Annotated in this window: 13 protein-coding genes; 5 read left to right on the top strand and 8 right to left on the bottom strand. The window is 36.7% G+C overall.

The window, feature by feature from the left end:
* Positions 1-88: 88 nt before the first annotated feature.
* The 7 genes from NG809_RS15270 to NG809_RS15240 form a co-directional block, all read right to left on the bottom strand.
* A complete protein-coding gene (locus NG809_RS15270) occupies positions 89-3673 on the bottom strand; it encodes a choice-of-anchor L domain-containing protein (protein WP_262152083.1) in 3585 nt (1194 codons plus the stop codon).
* 157 nt (positions 3674-3830) lie between these two features.
* The gene (locus NG809_RS15265) at positions 3831-6173 is read right to left on the bottom strand and encodes a gliding motility-associated C-terminal domain-containing protein (protein WP_262152080.1); all 2343 of its coding nucleotides are present in this window, start codon (positions 6171-6173) and stop codon (positions 3831-3833) included.
* Between the two features lie 184 nt (positions 6174-6357).
* Positions 6358-6888, bottom strand: a complete 531-nt coding sequence (locus NG809_RS15260) for a DUF1003 domain-containing protein (RefSeq protein WP_262152078.1) — start codon at positions 6886-6888, stop codon at positions 6358-6360.
* Between the two features lie 74 nt (positions 6889-6962).
* Positions 6963-7727, bottom strand: a complete 765-nt coding sequence (locus NG809_RS15255; protein WP_262152587.1) for a TIGR02757 family protein — start codon at positions 7725-7727, stop codon at positions 6963-6965.
* Between the two features lie 169 nt (positions 7728-7896).
* Entirely contained in the window at positions 7897-8811 is a 915-nt protein-coding gene (locus tag NG809_RS15250) for a ribonuclease Z (RefSeq protein WP_262152076.1), read from the bottom strand.
* Positions 8812-9117: 306 nt separating this feature from the next.
* The gene (gene rdgB, locus NG809_RS15245) at positions 9118-9696 is read right to left on the bottom strand and encodes an RdgB/HAM1 family non-canonical purine NTP pyrophosphatase (protein WP_262152586.1); all 579 of its coding nucleotides are present in this window, start codon (positions 9694-9696) and stop codon (positions 9118-9120) included.
* 243 nt (positions 9697-9939) lie between these two features.
* Positions 9940-10770, bottom strand: a complete 831-nt coding sequence (locus tag NG809_RS15240) for a CPBP family intramembrane glutamic endopeptidase (protein ID WP_262152074.1) — start codon at positions 10768-10770, stop codon at positions 9940-9942.
* A 200-nt stretch (positions 10771-10970) separates the two neighbouring features.
* On the opposite strand from NG809_RS15240, the gene NG809_RS15235 reads away from it, so the two are divergent.
* The 4 genes from NG809_RS15235 (at position 10971) to NG809_RS15220 (ending at position 16657) form a co-directional block, all read left to right on the top strand.
* Positions 10971-12170: an MFS transporter gene (locus tag NG809_RS15235; RefSeq protein WP_262152072.1), complete on the top strand. Its 1200-nt coding sequence runs from the start codon at positions 10971-10973 to the stop codon at positions 12168-12170.
* 903 nt (positions 12171-13073) lie between these two features.
* The gene (locus NG809_RS15230; RefSeq protein WP_056082199.1) at positions 13074-14669 is read left to right on the top strand and encodes a peptide chain release factor 3; all 1596 of its coding nucleotides are present in this window, start codon (positions 13074-13076) and stop codon (positions 14667-14669) included.
* A gap of 165 nt (positions 14670-14834) precedes the next feature.
* The gene (locus tag NG809_RS15225) at positions 14835-15551 is read left to right on the top strand and encodes a hypothetical protein (protein WP_262152069.1); all 717 of its coding nucleotides are present in this window, start codon (positions 14835-14837) and stop codon (positions 15549-15551) included.
* Between the two features lie 176 nt (positions 15552-15727).
* The gene (locus NG809_RS15220) at positions 15728-16657 is read left to right on the top strand and encodes a DUF4349 domain-containing protein (RefSeq protein ID WP_262152067.1); all 930 of its coding nucleotides are present in this window, start codon (positions 15728-15730) and stop codon (positions 16655-16657) included.
* Between the two features lie 170 nt (positions 16658-16827).
* Here the strand turns inward: NG809_RS15220 and NG809_RS15215 are convergent, their stop codons facing one another.
* Positions 16828-17967, bottom strand: coding sequence for an acyl-CoA dehydrogenase family protein (locus NG809_RS15215; RefSeq protein WP_262152064.1), 1140 nt, complete (start codon positions 17965-17967; stop codon positions 16828-16830).
* Positions 17968-18198: 231 nt separating this feature from the next.
* Here NG809_RS15215 and NG809_RS15210 point away from each other — a divergent pair, with 231 nt between their 5' ends.
* A complete protein-coding gene (locus NG809_RS15210; RefSeq protein ID WP_262152062.1) occupies positions 18199-19977 on the top strand; it encodes an AMP-dependent synthetase/ligase in 1779 nt (592 codons plus the stop codon).
* The last annotated feature ends 39 nt before the right edge of the window (positions 19978-20016 follow it).

Raw genomic sequence — 20016 nt, 5'->3', positions numbered from 1 at the left:
AAATTTAATTACTTTTTATCTAAAACACATTAATATTTAACTATTTTATCAAAAAAAATAACCTTTCGGGTGAAAGGTTATTAATTATTTAGTTTCTGTTTTTTACTAAGATCCATCCGTTTCTCATCTCCATTTTCTTACTTGCCGGATTTTCCCACTGTACTTTGTACCAATAAGTTCCCGTAGGGATGTTCATACCTCTTAAAGTACCATCCCATGTAAGTCCGGATTTTGAGGCTTTGTAAATCTCAGCACCATAACGGTCAAATACAGAAGCTGCAAAATTATTATACTTACTGATACCGCTGAAGTCAACACCTTCATTAATACCGTCACGGTTTGGTGTAATAGCATTGATCACTACAAAAGTATAGAACTCGATAAAATTGCTACAGTCTGCATCCTTATTTCGGATTCTTACATTATAACTCATATTATTATCTACATTGTAGAAAATATTTGAGGTTTGCCATGTCACACCATTGTCTATCGAATACTCTAAAACAGCATTATTAGGATTTGTGGCCGTAACAGTTAAAATATGATCAGCATAAGTGATGTTGGTAAACTGTGGCAACTGAGGATTAAGAAGCTGTGCAGTGAAAACTTTTGAACATGTTCCATTACTGATTGTAACCGAATACGTTCCCGGAACATTTGTAGAAATAGTCTGTGTTGTTGCACCATTGCTCCAGATATAAGTATAGTTAGGGCCGGCACCTGCGTCCAGAGTTCCGTTATCACCTGCGCAGACAAATACGTCCTGAAGATTAGATACAATTGCCGGTACCACTTCAATAGTAATAGTGGCAGGAATATTTGTAGTACATCCGTTTCCTCCCAAAGCAATCACCTGATAGGTAGTTGTAGTTGCAGGACTCACCACCTGAGTACTTCCGTTTCCTGGTAAAGTTCCCCAATTGTAGGTAACTCCTCCGGTTGCCGTAAGCGTAACAGATTCTCCTGCACAGATTTTAGTTTTAGATGCAGTTAAGAATGGCGTTGGCGGACCAACTATTATTGTTATCGTCGCAGGTTGTGCTGACAAGCATCCATTCGCTCCTACTGCAGTTACAGTGTAAGAAGTTGTAACGGCAGGTGAAACTGTCTGAGTATTTCCGGTTCCAGTCAAACCCGTCCAAATATAAGTTGAACCGCCCGATGCTGTAAGTGTAACAGATTCTCCCGGACATATCTGAGGTGCAGTGGCTGTAACAAGAGTATTTGGTGCCACTGTATCCTGCACTACATTAACATTTGAAGTAAATGTACAGGTAAGATTTCCTGGTTGAGTTGTATTTGAAACTGTTAAAGTATATGTTCCTCCTGCGTTTACAACAGGATTTAAAGTTGTTCCTCCTGAAACAATATTTCCACCACCAGTAGCCGTCCATACTATCGTTGAGCCCGCAGGAATTGTTGAACCGGAAGCATTTAAAGTGATCTGAGGTGTTGTACATGTAATCGTTGCAGGCGCGGCAATAGTAACTGTAGTGACGGCTGTGGTCTGTAACTGAAGCGTTACCACGTATGAGCAGGCTCCGTTTTTAACCAAAACATAAATCGTCTGATTTCCCGGACTTGTGAAATTTGTAGGTGCATTTATGGTATTGTTATTTCCCTGATTTGCGTCTGACTGAAGAAGGTAATATGCAAATGTTGCACTTCCGGCAGAAGTAATCTGTGGCTGAGCTTCCGTTAAATCATACACAATTCCATTCGGAGAATAACATTTTAATAAAGAGGCATTCTGAACAGTTATTGGCTGAGAAACTTCAATTGTAATTGTTGCAGGATTTGCAGAAGGACAGCCGTTCGCTCCCACTGCAGTCACTGAATAGGTAGTAGTTGTTGTAGGGCTTACAGTCTGCGTATTTCCAGTTCCCGGGAGTGCGTTCCAGGTATAGGTAACTCCTCCACCAGCAGTAAGAATTACAGACTCACCAGAGCAGATCTGAATTTTAGATGCTGTTAAGGTAGGTGATGGCGGAGCACTGTCACCTGTAACTGTTACGTTTGAAACAGCCGTACATGTAAGATTTCCTGGTTGGTAAGTATTTGAAATCGTTAAAGTATAAGTTCCTGCAGCATTTATAACAGGATTTAAAGTATTTGCTCCCGAAACGATATTACCTCCGGTAGTTGTCCATGCAAATGTTGAACCTGTTGGATAGACGGAATTTGAGCCATTTAATGTAATCTGTGAATTTGTGCAGGTAAGCACAGAAGGCTGTGCGATATTTGCTGTTATTTCCGGTGCTTTTACCAGCTGTAGCTGCGCAACTTTTGAACAGAAACCATTTTTAACTAAAACATAAACAGTCTGATTACCGGGGCTCGGAAATGCTGTCGGAGTCTGAATTGTATTTGCATTTCCAGCATTAGCGTCATTTTGATTTAGATAGTATGAAAACGTAGCTCCAGAAGTAGTACTGATAGCAGAATTTGCATTTGTCAAATTAAATACTGCATTTCCCTGAGCATAGCAGGCCGTGAGTGTTGTATTCTGCGTTGTTGGTGAAGTTCCGCCAACTATCGTTACTGTAGCTGTGCCTGGGCAAGTACTACCTGGAAATAAAACTTCAACCTTGTAAACACCTGGCTGTGAAGCTGTAAAAGTTGCGTTCACAGCACCTGGAATTGCAACATTGTTTAAAAACCACTGGTAAGTTGCATTAGGATTCTGTACAGAAGCTGTGAAAGTCTGCGGTGCATTATCACAAACATTTATGGATGCCGGTAACTGAACTCCATTTGAGCCCAAAATCTGCACACCAATATCGAAAGATCCTGCCTCCAAAAACACGCCTGAATCGTAGGCAGAATCCTGATAATCCGCCAAAACCATTTTAAAATGATAAGCCTGACCAGGTATTACTGTTGCAGTTGCCGTCAAGGGAACAGTTCTTCCACTGAAATTTGTTTCTATATTAGCAGTATTCTGACCTCCAAAATACTGTGCATTTTTAGGACCGCAACTGTAGGTAGAAGGTATAATATTGGTCACACTTACGGGACCTGCTCCTCCTGGTAACACCGCAAGATTTGTATAAGCTCCGCCTGAAACAGGTCTTAGCAAAAGTGCAAAACCATCTGTAATTGTACATGGGAAATTTCCTTCGTATTCTTCTGAGGCAAATAAATATCTGAAAGAAACCTGATTCGCTGTAGGAACAAAATCGAATTCAATGTAAGACGCGTCTTTTAAAGCTGCTGCAGGTAAACCCAATGCTGCAGCAAGATCAGCATCTCCCTGTGAAGGAAGTGTATTACTCAACTGACCAGATTGAAAAGTATTTCCAGCTCTCGCAGCATGACCAGTAGTCAGAATAATTCCATTACTGAAAGGAAAATTAGTTGTACCTCTATTAAAATAACCCCAACTTCTTGTAGGATCACTCTCAATCAAGTTGGGCGATACAATTACATTACTAACATTTGGTGTAGTGCAATTAGTATTACCAGCAATTAGAACATTGGTAACTAACTGGGTTATATTAAAAGATGACTGTGGATAATTTGGTGTATTAATATCAATAAAAGCTCCTGCCTTCATCGTCTGAGACGTAGGCTGTTTCAGAACCTGTTTACTCCTATCTTGTGAAAACAATACAGTTGAAGATAATATCGCAAGCAAAGTCAAAAATAAATTTCTTGTACTTCTAATGTTCATTTTACATTATTTTCAACAAAAATAGCATTTTTTTTCAAGTCATTTAATGATTATTGCTATAAGTTTTATTTTACAAAATATTGAAAACTAAACTTTTACTGTCATAAAACAAAAAAGCCAGCAATTCTGCCGGCTTTAATCTTATCTAAATTAAATTTTATTCTATATTTTTCAGTAAAATCCAACCTGTTTTTACCGTTGTCTGTTTACTTGCAGGATCTTCAAAAGTGATCTGATACCAATAAGATGAAGTAGACAATTTCTTGCCCTGGAAGAAACCGTCCCAATAAGGTCTTATTTTCTCATATCTGTAAACTACTCTTCCATATCGGTCTGAAACCTGAGCTGTAAAGTTTTTATTACCAGCTACACCTCTGAAATCAATAATGTCATTTACATTGTCACCGTTTGGCGTAATCACATTCTGCATGTTGAAAGTGTAATACTCAAGATAACCCACACAACTTGTAGTTTTTACCCTTACCTGAATGAAAACCAATTTGTTTTTAGGAACATTGGTAAAGACATTTGAATTCTGCCATGTCAGTCCATTGTCTAACGAGTACTCCAAAGCACCATTGCTTGGATTGCTCACTGAAATGGTGATATTATCGTTAGCATAATTAATGTTGGTAATGGTTGGGGGTACAGCTATTTTCACTTCAGTAGTGAAAAGTTTCGTACATACACCATTTGAGATTGTAACTCCATAAGTACCGCCTACACCAACAGTGATTGTCTGTGTAGTAGCACCGTTACTCCACTGATAAGCGTAATTAGGGCCTGCACCTGCATCAAGCGTAATGGTGTCTCCATTACAAATCCATCCTCCAGTTAAGGTTGAAGTGATTGCAGGAACAACTTCAATGGTGATGCTCGCCGGAGTAAGAGATTTACAACCTTGTGCTCCGATCGCATAGACAGTGTAAGTAGTTGTTGCAGTGGGACTTACAGTACGTATTGCTCCTGAAGCAGAATTGTCTCCCCATTGATATGTTACACCACCTGCTGCTGTTAATACTACAGACTCGCCATTACAGATTTTTATTTTTGGTGCAGTTAATGTCGCAACAGGAGTTTCTTCTCTTCTTAATGTAAGCATGGCCACTCTCGAACAGAAAGCACCGTTGGAAACATTCACATAAATCACCTGTCCGTCTGTTCCGTTGAAAGCTGTTGTGCCAGTAATATTACTGTTATTTCCTAAAACTGCATCTGCCTGCTGAAGATAAAATTTAAATACAGCTCCTGGCGTTGTACTGATTGATGGTTTTGCAGAATCTAAATTAAATGTAGAATTACTTGGCGTTGCACAAAGTTTTAAAGTTGCATTCTGTATGATTGGGCTTGTACCGCCAACGATTGTAACTTTCGCTTCAGCAGGACAGTTTTGCCCCTGTATAATAATTTTTACAGTATAAACACCTGGCCCAACAGCTGTGTACGTCACGTTTGTGGCACCCGGAATAGCTACACCATCTTTAAACCACTGAAAGGTCATCCCAGGAGTTGTGGTTACCAACGCCTTCAGAATCTGTGGTGTATTATCACACACATAAAGTGTTTCAGGCACAGGATTTCCGGCCGGATCCACAATACTTACCCCAATATTAAATGATCCCGCTTCCAAAAATACGGCCGAATCATAGATCGTATCACGTGCATCGGCAATTACCATTTTAATATGATAAGACTGACCAGGGATTACTGTGGCTTCCGCTGTAAGAGGGATTGTTCGTCCGTTATAATTGGTTCCGTTTGGCAGCATAGAGCCAAAAAACTGAGCATTTAAAGGTCCACAGGAAAAACTGTCAGGAACAATATTGGTTACAGCGACCAAACCTGCTCCACCTGGGAGAACTGCTAAATTTGTATAGGTAGATCCCGGTGTATTAGGTTTCAGCAACAATGCAAATGCATCGTCAAACTGAAATGGCGGGCAAGGATAATCTGAGTCATATTCATGAGACGCGAAGATATAATTAAACTTCATCTGACTGCTTGTAGGTACAAAATCAAACTCCAGAACCGAAGCATTATTAAGACCTGCAACGCCGATGGCAGCACTTAAATCAGCATCACCACCTCCCTGGTTGTTATCTCCCATACTTACTTCAGCAACGTTTCCTGCTTTTCTTGCAAAACCTGTTGATAAAACGATACCATCGGTAAAAGGAAAGTTGGCGGTACCCTTATGAAAGTATCCCCACGCTCTGTTTTCAACAGTTGCAGCGGTATTCGGGCTGACAGTGACGTTAGAAATGTTTGGAACCACACATCCTCCACCATTACCCACGAGAATATCTGTAACGAGTTGTGTAGGCGTGAAACTGCTCGGCGGATAAGACGGAATATTTACATCTATAAATGATCCTGCTTTTGCCTCAACAGGAAACTTTGTAGGCTTTTGCGTTCGTACTTGAGCAAAACTAAATGTACTTAGAAAAGCAAAAAGAACAAAACTAATTTTAAAGTAATTTTTTGATCTATAATTTAACATTTTCAGATTGTTTGCCCAAAAATACCAAAATTTATTGACTTAAAACATATTGAAATCCAAATTATTAATAACAATATTTCAAAAAAGATATTTTTTAATTAAATTTTAATACGATTCTAATGTTTAACTAAAATAGATTAAACTACCGATCAATCCGTTTTTAATATGCTTGAGTGTACTATTTCTAATCTTTTTTCAGTTCATCAATTTTATTCTGAAGTTCCGCGATTTTATCTTTCAAAAACTTGATTTCATTCTTATTTGAATTCACATTGCTTTTCAGAATTGCTTTTTTGGCTCTCTCATTATGATCTTCTTCGTCCTCATCTTCGTTGATCTCCTCAATATCTTCCTGGATATCCTCAATATCTTCGCTAATCTCTTCCAGATCCTCACTGATTTCTTCAATATCTTCGCTGATCTCTTCAATATCCTCCTGAATATCTTCAATATCTTCCTGAATGTCTTCAATTTTTTCATTGCTTTTATTGACAGACATCTGAATAAGAATGGATAAATAAATCGCTTCCAGAGACAGAACCGTCGTGAGTACCAAAAGCATTTTATCAAAATCTACCACCCCGAAAACCGGTAGCAAAAACGAGGTTAGAAAAAGCAAAGTATGGATAATAAGAGACGGTATAGAACCAATCCATGAGGTGATTCCGTTTGCCATTTTCTCCAGAAATTCTATATTTTCGTGTGACGTTTTCATTTTTAAAGATTTGAAATTTGATCCTTCGACAGGCTCAGGATGACATTTTGAGATTTGATATTTGAAATTGTCTGTTAAAATTCTTTAGTGACGCCAAGACCAAACAGAGCAAAATCATATTTGGCGGGATCTTTTTCGTCCAGTTTTCTGATAATTAAATCCAGTTCTTCCACGGTTTTCCAGTCGTTTTGAGTTCTTGAAATCAATCCCAGTTTTCTTGAAACATTTCCGGTATGAACGTCGAGAGGAATGGATAAAAATTTCTGATCAATATTTCCCCATATTCCAAAATCCACACCACGGTTGTCTTTTCTGGTCATCCACCTCAGAAACATGATGATCCGTTTTGCAGATGAATTTTTGTAGGGCGAACTCACATGTTTGTGCGTTCTGTGTTTTTCAATTCCTAAAAATTTTTGCCTGAATCTCTCAATTGAATGCTGAAAATTACTTTCATTTTCATTGATTAAAAACAGATCTTCAAGGCTTTCATTTTCAGTATAAATTTTATGAAACTGACTGATAAAATAAGCAAAATCTTCACCATTAAATGTTCTGTGAATGCTTTTATCCTTAATAAGTTCTAAATCTTTTTCAGAATAATTCATCACAAAATCATAAGGCGAATTGCCCATAATATCCAGCATTTTCTCTGCTGACCTAATGATAGACTTTCTGTTTCCCCAAGAAATGGTCGCAGCAAGAAACCCTGCGATTTCAATGTCCTGTTTCAAAGAAAAACGATGCGGAATCTGAACCGGATCATCATTTATAAAATCTGGATTATTGTAAATATCAGCCTTTTCGTTGAGAAAATCTTTTAATTCTGAAAAATTCAACTTCATTTATTTAAATAAACATTTTTTAATTTAAACCATTAAGATTTTGAAGTCTTTAAGTTTGATTTAAGGAAATATTTAAAAATATCATTAAGCAAAATGCTAAATTCAGCTTAATCTGAATTTTAAAAAAACTTACTCTCAAAGCTGTTTTAATGCTTAAATCTTTTTAAATTTTCACACATTCCAACGCTTTCGGAAGATAAGAGTTTGGGAAAACCGTCCTCGCTTCATCTGTAAAGACCGTCAAATCTCCGTAACGGTTGGAGAAATGTCCTAAAATCAATTTTTCAACTTCTGCTTTCTTGGCAATCGTCGCTGCTTCCAAAGCTGTTGTATGACCGGTGTAATCTGCCATTTCTTTTAAATCATGTAAAAAAGTAGCTTCGTGATACAGAACCGTCACATTTTTAATAATCGGAATCACAGATTCCAGATATCTCGTGTCGCTGCAAAACGCATAGGAAACCGACGGAGCCGGACTGGTTGTCAAAATTTCATTTTTTAAAACATATCCGTCACTTAAAACAAAATCTTTACCGGCTTTCAAATTATGGTAGTCGCAGGTTTCAATTTCAGGATATTTTGAAACTTCTTCCATATTGATATGTCGTTCTCTCGGTTTCTCCCTAAAAAGATAACCGTTACAGTAAATCCTGTGGTCAAGTGGAATCGTGTACACTTCCACCCTGTTGTCTTCATAGATTTTTTCGGAATAATCCTTGTCCAGCTCACGATAAACTACCTCAAAACCCCTGTGCGTCTCAGTAATGGTAAAAATAGTGTCGAGCATTTTTTTAATTCCTTTCGGGCCGTACACATGCAGCGGAACTTCCCTTCCCAAAAGCCTGAACGACGCAATCAGTCCAGGCAAACCAAAACAATGGTCGCCATGAAGATGGGAGATAAAAATATGATTGATTTTTGAAAATCTCGCTTTCGCTTTTCTCAGCTGTACCTGCGTTCCTTCGCCACAATCTATCAGAAAACAGCGTTCTTCCATTTCGAGAAGCTGTGCCGTGGGAGAAGTATTAACCGTTGGTATCGCAGAATTAAAGCCTAATATCGTTAAATAAGTACTCAAATCAATAGTTTATTAAAGCAAATGTACAATAATTGAGGTTAAGGTTGAGGCTTAGGTTAAGGTTTTAAAATAATTATGAACCTGAACACATGAGTCATATGAGATTTTAGATCTGCATTGAAAATATTTTAGATCACATGAGAGAAAATCAGAGATTTTCAAGTGCAAATGCATCGTAGAATTTACAATTATGCTCACAAAGCCCTCAAAAAAATCTTTGATTTTTTAATCTTCTGTGTTCTCAATTTTCAAGAGAATTAAAACTGAAAACTAATGTGCCTTATGTGTCCATACTCCTCTCTATCGCTACTTCGCCTGTAAAAAATCGAGAAATAAATCCAATGCCTGTTTTCTGTGGCTGATTTTGTTTTTATCTTCGGGATTCATCTCAGCGAAAGTGATTTCATGGCCTTCGGGGACAAAAATTGGGTCGTAGCCAAAACCCTGATGTCCTTTATTTTCTGTCAGCAGATTTCCGTGAACTCTGCCGTCGAAATACTGAGCACCATTTTCGTCATAATAACATAAAACGGTGATGAAATAGGCTTTCCTGTTTTCAACATTTTCCATTTCGCTTAAAACTTTCTCAATATTTTTCACAAAATCGTGATCTCCTGCATATCGTGCAGAAAAAATACCAGGTCTTCCGTCTAAAGATTCCACAACCAAACCGCTGTCGTCTCCAAGACTTGGAATTCCGGTTTTCTCAAAACAGTATTTGGCTTTTATTAAGGCATTGGCGTTGAAAGAATCTCCGTCCTCAACAATTTCGTCGTGAAGATCGTAATCTGCAAGACTTTTAACGGTGAAATCATTTCCTAAAATCTGTTGAATCTCTTCTTTTTTGTGAAGATTGTGAGTAGCTACTAATATTTCCATTTTTATTTTTTTATTCGAATTTTTATGAATTATAATGTTTTTGACACATAAGTCACATTAGATATATTTTGATGTTTGAAAATATTTTAGATTCCATAAGAGAAAAAAAATCAAAGATTTTTGTAAGGTTTAAATTAGTGGAAATCTAAAAGTTTCGCAGTTAAAAAATCTTTGATTTTTAACTAATGTGCTCTAAAATATGTGCAATAATTTAAAACTAAACTTATGTGACTAATGTGTTAAAAAATTTTAAGCTTCAGAGTACCTGACTTTATTTTTAAATGCAAAAAGATAGAAAAAGACAGAGAAAAGTACAATTCCAATTACCAAAATCGTCCATTCCTGCATTTCAAAAGCTTCTGCAAAACTTTCTTTTTGCGTGTAAAAAATCAAAATTGCCGAACAGAGATTATTAAAACCATGCAACAGCATCGGCAAAAGCAGAGATTTTGTTTTATAATAAACTAATCCCAAAACACAACCTAATAAAGTCGCCCCTACAAACTGCCATGGATTCCCGTGGATCAAACCGAATAAAAGACTTGCCACCACAATGGCTTTCCAGGGTTCAACACCATTATTAATTAAACCTTTCTGGATAATTCCACGGAAAATAATTTCTTCAAAAATCGGTGCCATGATGACTGCCATAATTAACATAATAATTGGATCATTGATAAATCCTTCCATTATTCTTTCAAAAAATTCATAGAAATCTCCAAAAAACGGTCCGGTTGTGGGGATTTGAGATGTGATAAACTCACCGATGAACATCATTCCCAACATCATCGGAAAGATTAAAAGATAAGTATAAAAATTGGTCGGTGAAAAGTTGAAATTCAGTTTTTTACCCGTTTTTTGACGGACGATAATAAAATCGAAGGCGGCAATCATCAGACAAAATACCAAAGCATTTGAAATCATCAAAAACCAAGGTTTCTGCAAAAAATCTAATCTGAAAATAAATTTTCCTGCAAGTTGCATAAATTTGGTAAACACACCTCCCAAAATATATCCTAAGAAAAGAATTAAACCTCCCATCCAATCGAAAATATATTTCGGATAACGTGATTGCTCCATAAAGTCTGATTTTTTTTAACGAAACAAAGATAATTGATTTAATGAAAAAAAATAATTTTACATCTCAAATGTCATCATGAGCCTGCCAAAAGATCAAATCTCAAACTTCAAATCTCAAATCAAACCGTTTTCTTTTTTCTATTGCAATTGCTTCATTGTGAAGTTTAATCAAACTATCTTTGCAGCTTATTTTTATTCGCATGGATTCCGCATTAAATCAGCCTAAAAACCTTAATTTACAACTGATCAGTTATGTTTCTTTCACTTTTGTAGGATACTTTATTATCGGCTTATCGCTTTCAGTTCTTCCCATTTTTATCAGTAAAAGTTTAGGATTCAGTCTTTTGGTGGCAGGAATGGTCATTAGTTTACAATATATTTCCACGTTTTTCCTGAGAGCCTATTCAGGTAAAATGATTGACGGAAAAGGCCCGAAACCCGCAGTCCTGCTGAGTATGCTCGGATTTTCCTTAACCGGAATCTTTTTGATTTTCGCTTATTATTTTAAATTTTCTCCGGTTTTAAGTCTCGCATTTTTAATTATCACACGACTGTTCACAGGTTGCGCAGAAGGTTTGGTGGGTGCAAGCCCGATCAACTGGGCGATCATGGCACTGGGAGAGAAACATACCGCAAAAATTATTTCCTACAACGGCGTTGCTTGCTACGGAGCTTTGGCGATTGGTGCTTCATTAGGAATTGTTATCGAACAGAAATTCAGTCTCTACGGCATCGGGATTCTTTCCATTATCTTAGGAATTATTGGATATTTTTTTGCTAAAACGAAAGAGAATAAAACCAACGACAATCAAAAAGAAACGCAATCTTTCTGGAAAGTATTGGGAAAAGTCGCTCCGTTTGGCGTTTGTCTGGCCTTGGGAGGAATCGGTTTCGCAAGTATTTCTACGTTCATTACTTTATATTACAATCATTTTCACTGGAATAATGGTGCTTTGTGTCTGAGTATCTTCGGAGGATTATTCGTTGCCGGAAGATTGGTTTTCAGCAACGTCATCAATAATTATGGCGGAATAAAGGTGTCGATTGCCTGTCTTTTTGTAGAAACCATCGGACTTCTCATCATCGCATTTGCCACGAATGCCCAAATGGCTTTGATTGGTGCCGGTGTTACAGGATTAGGATTTTCATTAATATTTCCGGCATTGGGAGTGATGGCGATCAAAAGTGTTGCTCCATCGAACCAGGGCTCTGCTTTGGCTGGTTACGGACTTTTCATCGATATTTCTCTCGGCGTTGCAGGCCCAATCATCGGTAGTGTTGCAGATTTTTTCGGAATGCAGTTTATTTTCCCATTCAGTGCCGCCATGGTTTTTATAGGCTTGGGACTGGCATATTTTCTGAAGAAAAAATCAAATTTAAAAAAGTTGAGCGAGGTTTGAGTTTTAAAATCATTTAAAAATAAATATAATTTTCATTTACGGAAATTATGTATTCAATCAGAATGTATTTTTGTGAATTATTATTGAACCACTTTGCGGTTCTGATTGTGTGGTGTAATTTTGATCCATGGGTTTCACCCACGGCTACTGACATTGAACCACTTCATGATTCTGATCGTATGGTTTTATCTTCGTCCATGAGTTTCACCATCGGCTATTCACATTGAACCACTTCGTGGTTCTGATTTTATGGCTGTAACTCTTTTCCATGGGTTTCACCCACGGCTATTAACATTGAACCACTTCGTGGTTCTAATAATAACTGTACATTTTTTCCACGGGTTTCACCCAAGGCCACTCATATTTAACAACTTTGTGGTTTTGATTGTGTGCTGTGATCTTCGTCCATGGGTTTCACCCACGGCTACTCACATTGAACCACTTCGTGGTTCTGATCGTGTGGTGTGATCTTGATCCATGGTTTTCACCCACGGCTACTGATATTGAACCACTTCGTGGTTCTGTTTATCGGCTACGTATTGTTTACCATGGGTTTTACCCACGCCTACTGACATTGAACCACTTCGTGGTTTGTAAAAAAACAAATCACTCCAGCCTGTCAAAATTTAATTTCCACTCCCATACAAAAACCTTTGATTTTTAATCTTATGTGCTCTTTTTATAAGAAATAATGACAACTCTATGTGACTTATGGGTCAAATGCATCTACATTAAAACTTTCATAGATATATTCTCAAATCTTTTTTGAACCTGTATTTTCAAAGTGATCAGCTTTTTAAAAACTATCTAAATCTTTTGTGACTTTTGTGGTTCAAACGAAATGAAAAATCCAATTTTCAAAATCCGATTAAATTCACGATTTTTGCAAATTCAAATTACGATATGTCAGACTTAATCAAAGAAATAGAAAAAAGAAAAACCTTCGGAATTATATCTCACCCCGATGCCGGAAAAACCACGCTTACAGAGAAGCTTCTGCTTTTTGGAGGGGCAATTCAGGAAGCGGGTGCGGTAAAATCCAACAAAATAAAAAAGGGAGCAACCTCCGATTTCATGGAAATTGAGAGACAGAGAGGGATCTCCGTAGCGACTTCTGTGTTGGCTTTTGAATACAGAGATCACAAAATCAATATTTTGGACACTCCTGGTCACAAAGATTTTGCTGAAGATACATACCGAACTTTAACTGCCGTAGATTCTGTAATCGTTGTCATCGACGTTGCAAAAGGGGTTGAGGAACAGACTGAGAAATTGGTAAAAGTTTGCCGTATGAGAAATATCCCAATGTTGGTGTTCATCAATAAGCTTGACCGTGAAGGTAAAGATGCTTTTGATCTTTTAGATGAAGTTGAGCAGAAATTAGGATTAACTGTTTGTCCGCTTTCTTTGCCGATTGGTATGGGAGCTGATTTTCAGGGAATTTACAATATCTGGGAAGACAATATCCAGTTATTTTTGGAGGAGAAAAAACAGAAAGTTGGTGAAGCGATTAAGTTTGATGACATCAATGATCCTTCGATCGACGAAGTAATTGGTGAAAAAGCAGCAAAAAATCTAAGAGAAGAATTGGATCTAATACAATCTGTTTACCCTGAATTCAGCCGTGAAGATTATATGAAAGGTGATTTGCAACCGGTTTTCTTCGGATCTGCTTTGAATAATTTTGGTGTACGTGAATTGCTGAATGCATTTATCGACATCGCACCGATGCCACAGCCAAAGGAAAGTGATACCCGTTTGGTAAAGCCTGAGGAAAGTACTTTCACAGGATTTGTTTTCAAAATCCACGCGAATATGGATCCGAAACACAGAGACCGTCTGGCTTTCGTAAAAATTGTTTCCGGAACCTTTAAAAGAAATGAAAATTACCTTTTGGTAAGAGAAGGCAAAAAGATGAAATTCTCATCTCCGAATGCATTCTTCGCCGATAAAAAAGAAGTGGTTGACGAAAGTTTCCCTGGAGACATTGTCGGACTTCACGATACGGGAAGTTTCAGAATTGGCGATACATTGACGGGAGGCGAAAAACTGAGTTTCAAAGGAATTCCAAGTTTCTCACCGGAACATTTCAGATACATTAATAATAACGATCCGCTGAAAGCTAAACAGTTGGCAAAAGGAATCGATCAGTTGATGGATGAAGGTGTTGCACAATTGTTTACGCTCGAAATGAACAACAGAAAAATCATCGGAACCGTGGGTGCGCTTCAGTATGAAGTGATTCAGTATCGTCTGGAACATGAATACGGTGCAAAATGTACTTATGAGCCACTTTCTATGCACAAAGCCTGTTGGGTTGAAGCCGATGAAAAATCTGAAGAATTCAAGGAATTTGCAAGACTGAAGCAGCGATTTTTGGCAAGAGACAAATACAACCAATTGGTTTTCTTAGCAGATTCTTCTTTCACGATTCACATGACGCAGGAGAAATTCCCGAATGTGAAACTGCATTTTATCAGTGAATTTCAGAATGCTTAATTTAAAAGTTTAGATTTATAAATACAGTCCGCGGAAGTTTTTCTGCGGATTTTTTTTTGCTAAATGTCCATGTCAATAGTGTAGGAATTTTTCACTAGACGCCTTAATATTTATCTGAATATATGTCTTTAAAACTAAGTATCTTTGTGATTTAACATAGATTACATGAAAAAAAACCTAACAATCCTTTTTCTTTTTAGCTTTTGCATAATTTATTCTCAGCTTAGTCCGGAAGTAAATAAACTTGTTAATCAACTTTCAAGATCTGAAAAGGTGGAATACAAGAATATTGATGTTGATGGTCATGAAAGTTCAGTCTATAAACTTTTCGACAGTATACAAAAAATTTCTACAAATGATGAAATTGAGTATTTAGTGTTTAATGGTTCTACAGTAATCAAGTCCTATTTTTCAGGGAGTTTTGTGAGAGCTAAGCATAAAAAACTTGAAGCATTATTTTCTGAGTTCATTAAAAAAGATGACACGATCCATATTAAAACAGGCTGTACTGGTTTTGAAACTACTTTAGCCAACAACCTTTATCAAGAGATCTACAATTTGCCGCACGCAATTAAAACTAGAGAAGAATGTAAAAAATTATTACAAAAAGAAGCATATCAAGATCCATACTTGATTAGTGAACTTTCAGATCTAGCAAACAGCTATTCTAACTGGAATATGAAAGATGCTCAAGAATTGATTTTAAAATTTGACAAAATCGCCTTGGATAAAAGCAATTCAAACATTGGAATTGTTGAATATATTTGTTTGATAAATCAATACAACGAAAAAAAATTGCCACATATTAAAGATTTCTATTATTTCAAGCAAAAATATAATTCGAAAATCATTGCCGATTATATCGCATTTTGTACACAATAATATGATTTGTCATTATTTTTTTAAATTTTCCAAAAGAAAAATATTTGTAAAACCTTATTAACTATTTTACAAAACTCTAAAAATCAATTAGCTAAAATTTTACACTCACAAAACATCTTCTTTACAAACATTACAAAAAATTACAAGGTAGCTTTACATCAACAAAATTAATCGTTATGAAAAAAGCTATCTTATTACTTGCAATATCAAGTACATTTATTATGTGTAAAAAGGGAGATGGAACTACAGAATCTCTAAGTGAAACCATAAAATCTGCTGACAGCAGCTTTACAGAAATCTCCGACAAGGCTGAGAAAATTCAAAATGAAACGGCAGCGGCTTTGGATTCTGCGCAGGTGAAAATTAAAGATTTTGATAAGACTTCACAGAATTTGAAAGATAAGTTTGAAAAAACGGCCTCTTCTGTAGATTCTTTAGGCGAAAAAATTTCTAATGTAAAATTTGAATCCAGAACTTATGATAAAGATTCCGCAAGAAAAAAACAAGAGAAAATTGTAGTGAATGTTCCCGCACCAAAAGTGATTAAGGAAACCAAAATCATTTACAAAAACAATCCTGAAAAGCCGAAATCTGAACCTAAATATGCTTTAAAGAAAACTGCCAATCTTGAAATTGGTGTTGATGATACGTATGGCGCAAAAAATTACATAGAAGATCAACTCAGAAAATATGACGGGAGTCTGAAAAGCGAAAATATCAGCAGAAACAACGACGACACCAAAACTGCTTATCTGAAAATACAGATTCCATTAGATAAATTTGAATATTTTGTGGAAGACGTGAGTGGCAATTTAGGAAATGTAATTGATAAAACAATCGACAGTTCCGGAGAAGAATTTTATCCGAAAACAAAATGCGATATCGAGATTACTTTGTACGGAAACGAGAAAAATGCTGCTACAGTTGCATCAAAACCTGACAGTTTCGGAGGAAAATTTGCTTCGGGAATCGGCTCCGGATGGGAAGTTTTGACTGGAATTCTTCTTTTCTTTGTTCCATTCTGGCCGTTGTTTTTAATTGCAGGAATTGCATATTATTTCTTTAAAAAGAACAGAAACAAAAATATCAGCAATCAGGCAGAATAATTTTAATCAAATTTTAATGTTTCGATGAGAATAATTGAAATTTGATTTGTACTTTTGCAATGCATTACGGTTAAGCAATTGACCATAATTTTATATAAAAGTTTGTGTTTAGTTACAGCAAGGGCTTTCAGAATTTCTGAAAGCCCTTGCTATTTTTATCTAAGAAAAGATTATTTTGAGATGCTTCTCGAAATTACAATCTTCTGAATTTCTGATGTTCCTTCGTAAATCTGAGTGATTTTTGCATCACGCATCATTCTTTCTACATGGTATTCTTTCACATAACCGTATCCACCGTGAATCTGAACAGCTTCAATCGTAGTATCCATCGCCACTTGTGAAGAATACAGTTTTGCCATTGCACCACTTTCAGATATGTCTTTTCCGGCATCTTTTTCTACAGCAGCCTTGTAACAAAGCATTCTTGCTGCAGTAATACTGGTTGCCATATCAGCTAATTTGAAAGCAATTGCCTGATGATTGATGATTTCAGTTTTGAAAGCTTTTCTTGTTTTAGCATATTTTAATGCCAATTCGTACGCTCCGGAAGCAATCCCTAAAGCCTGAGAAGCAATACCGATTCTACCGCCATTCAAAACAGCCATCGCAAAGTTGAATCCGAAACCGTCTTCACCGATTCTGTTTTCTTTAGGCACTTTTACGTTGTTGAAAAGCAAAGAATGCGTGTCGCTTCCTCTGATTCCCAGTTTATCTTCTTTAAGACCAATTTCAAAACCTTCCCAACCTTTTTCTACGATAAACGCGTTGATTCCCTTGTGCTTTTTCTCAGGATCAGTCTGGGCAATTACGATGTAATAAGTTGCAGTACCACCGTTTGTAATCCAGTTTTTGATACCGTTTAAAAGATAATAATCACCTTTATCTTCAGCGGTTGTTTGCTGTGAAGTGGCATCAGATCCGGCTTCTGGCTCAGAAAGTGCAAAGGCTCCGATTACTTCTCCGCTTGCTAAAGGAGTAAGATATTTTACTTTTTGTTCTTCAGAAGCAAATTTTTCAAGACCCGCACACACCAAAGAGTTGTTTACAGACATTACCACGGCTGCAGAGGCATCTACTTTAGCAATTTCTTCCATTGCCAAAACATAGGAAACGCTATCCATCCCAGCTCCACCGTACTGTGGGTCTACCATCATCCCAAGAAGCCCCATTTCCCCCATTTTCTTTACTTGTTCGGCAGGAAACTTCTGGTCACGGTCTCTTTCAATTACGCCTGGTAACAGTTCGTTCTGTGCAAAATCTCTCGCTGCCTGCTGAATCATCAGCTGTTCTTCTGATAAATTAAAGTCCATAAAAATTTGAATTATATGGTCGCTAATTTACACTTTTTGGGCAAATATGAAAATTTAAAAATTTATTCATATTCAGCCTTGAATAATGACTGTAATTAAATATTAAAGATCAATTATTAAAGGATAAATAACGAATCTTATTTTTGATGAAATTTCCTTTTATGAAAAAGAAGGTTTGCCAGTGAAAAAAAATTCTTATATTTAAAATTATTAAAATCAAACCCACGGATTATGACCATTAAAAGATTATTTGACATCCCTCAACATGCTTTGGAAAATTATCCGAAAGCTGATATGTTTGTGACAAAATATAACGGCGAATGGAAAAAAACTTCAACTCAGGAATTTGTAAATGAAGCCAATAAAATCTCACGCGGACTTTTAAAATTAGGTATAAAACCAGGCGACAAAATCGCTTTGATTACCACCAATTCCCGCACAGAATGGGCAATAATGGATTTGGGTCTGTCACAGATCGGCGTAATTTCAGTGCCAGTTTATCCGAGTATTTCTCCCGAAGACTATGAGTTTATCTTTACCAATGCTGAAATAAAATACTGCTTCCTTTCAGACAAAGCTTTGCTTGATAAAGTGATGAAAGTGAAACACAATATTCCAAGTTTACAGGGCGTTTTTACTTTTGACGCGATTTCGGGAGCTGCCAACTGGAGAGAAATTTTAGACCTTGGCGAAGACGATTCCACTCAAATTGAAGTGGAAGATCTGGCAAAGGCAATAAACCCGGATGATGTAGCGACGATCATTTACACTTCAGGAACCACCGGAAAACCGAAAGGTGTTATACTTTCGCATGAAAATATTGTCTCCAATGTTTTAGGTTCGATCCCAAGAATTCCGAGAAAGAAAAGTTTGGATTACAAAGACACGAGAGTTTTAAGTTTTCTTCCGATCTGTCATATTTTTGAGAGAATGTTGTTTTATCTCTTCCAATACAATGGTTTCTCCATTCATTTTGCTGAAAGCATTGAAAAAATGGGCGAAAATGTAAAAGAAGTAAAACCTCACTACATGAGCGTTGTACCAAGATTAATAGAGAAAGTTTATGATAAAATTTATGCTACAGGATCTTCTGCGGGAGGTTTCAAGCAGAAAATTTTCTTTTGGGCCTTAGATTTAATTCAAAAAAAGAAAACGGTTTCAAAACCTTCCGGTTTATCTGAAATTATTGCTGATAAACTGGTTTTCAAAAAATGGAGAGAAGGTTTGGGAGGCGAAATCATCACTTTGGTTTCAGGTTCGGCAGCCTTGTCTTCAAGATTAAATTTGATGTTTCAGAATGCGGGAATTCCTATTTTGGAAGGCTATGGTTTAACGGAAACTTCACCTGTTATTTCAGTAAACTCTTTCGGTAAAATGAAAGTAGGAACTGTGGGGCATCCTTTAGATAATTTAAAAGTAAAAATTCAGGAAGACGGCGAAATTACGGTAAAAGGTCCTTCAGTTTTTAAAGGTTATTTTAAAAATGAAGAGCAAACGAAAGAAACTTTTACAGATGACGGCTATTTCAAAACCGGCGACATCGGTCATATTGATGGTGAAGGGTATCTGCAGATTACCGACCGTAAAAAGGAGATGTTTAAAACTTCAGGAGGAAAATACATTGCTCCACAGACGATTGAAAATTTAGCCAAAGCTTCAAAATTCATCGAGCAGATTATGGTTGTCGGCGATGGTGAAAAAATGCCGACCGCTTTGGTACAGCCTGATTTTGAATTTGCCAAAAGCTGGGCGATGAGAAACAACCTCAGCATCGGAACTACACCAAAAGAAATTGCGGCCAGCAAAGAGCTTAAAGAAAGAATTAAAAAAGAAATGGACGACATCAATGAGCATCTCGGAAGTTGGGAACAGATCAAAAAAATTGAACTCACACCAGAAGTTTGGAGCATTGAAGCAGGACTTTTAACGCCAACTTTAAAGCTGAAAAGAAAAGCGATTAAAGAGAAGTTTATGGATCTGTACAATAAAATGTATGAGCATCAAGCTTAAAAAATTAAACCGCTTCTTTTGAGGCGGCTTTTTTTTAAG

Origin of the sequence: Chryseobacterium foetidum, from assembly GCF_025457425.1 — a bacterium.
Lineage (GTDB): Bacteria > Bacteroidota > Bacteroidia > Flavobacteriales > Weeksellaceae > Chryseobacterium > Chryseobacterium foetidum.
This window is presented reverse-complemented; position numbering and strand designations above follow the sequence as displayed.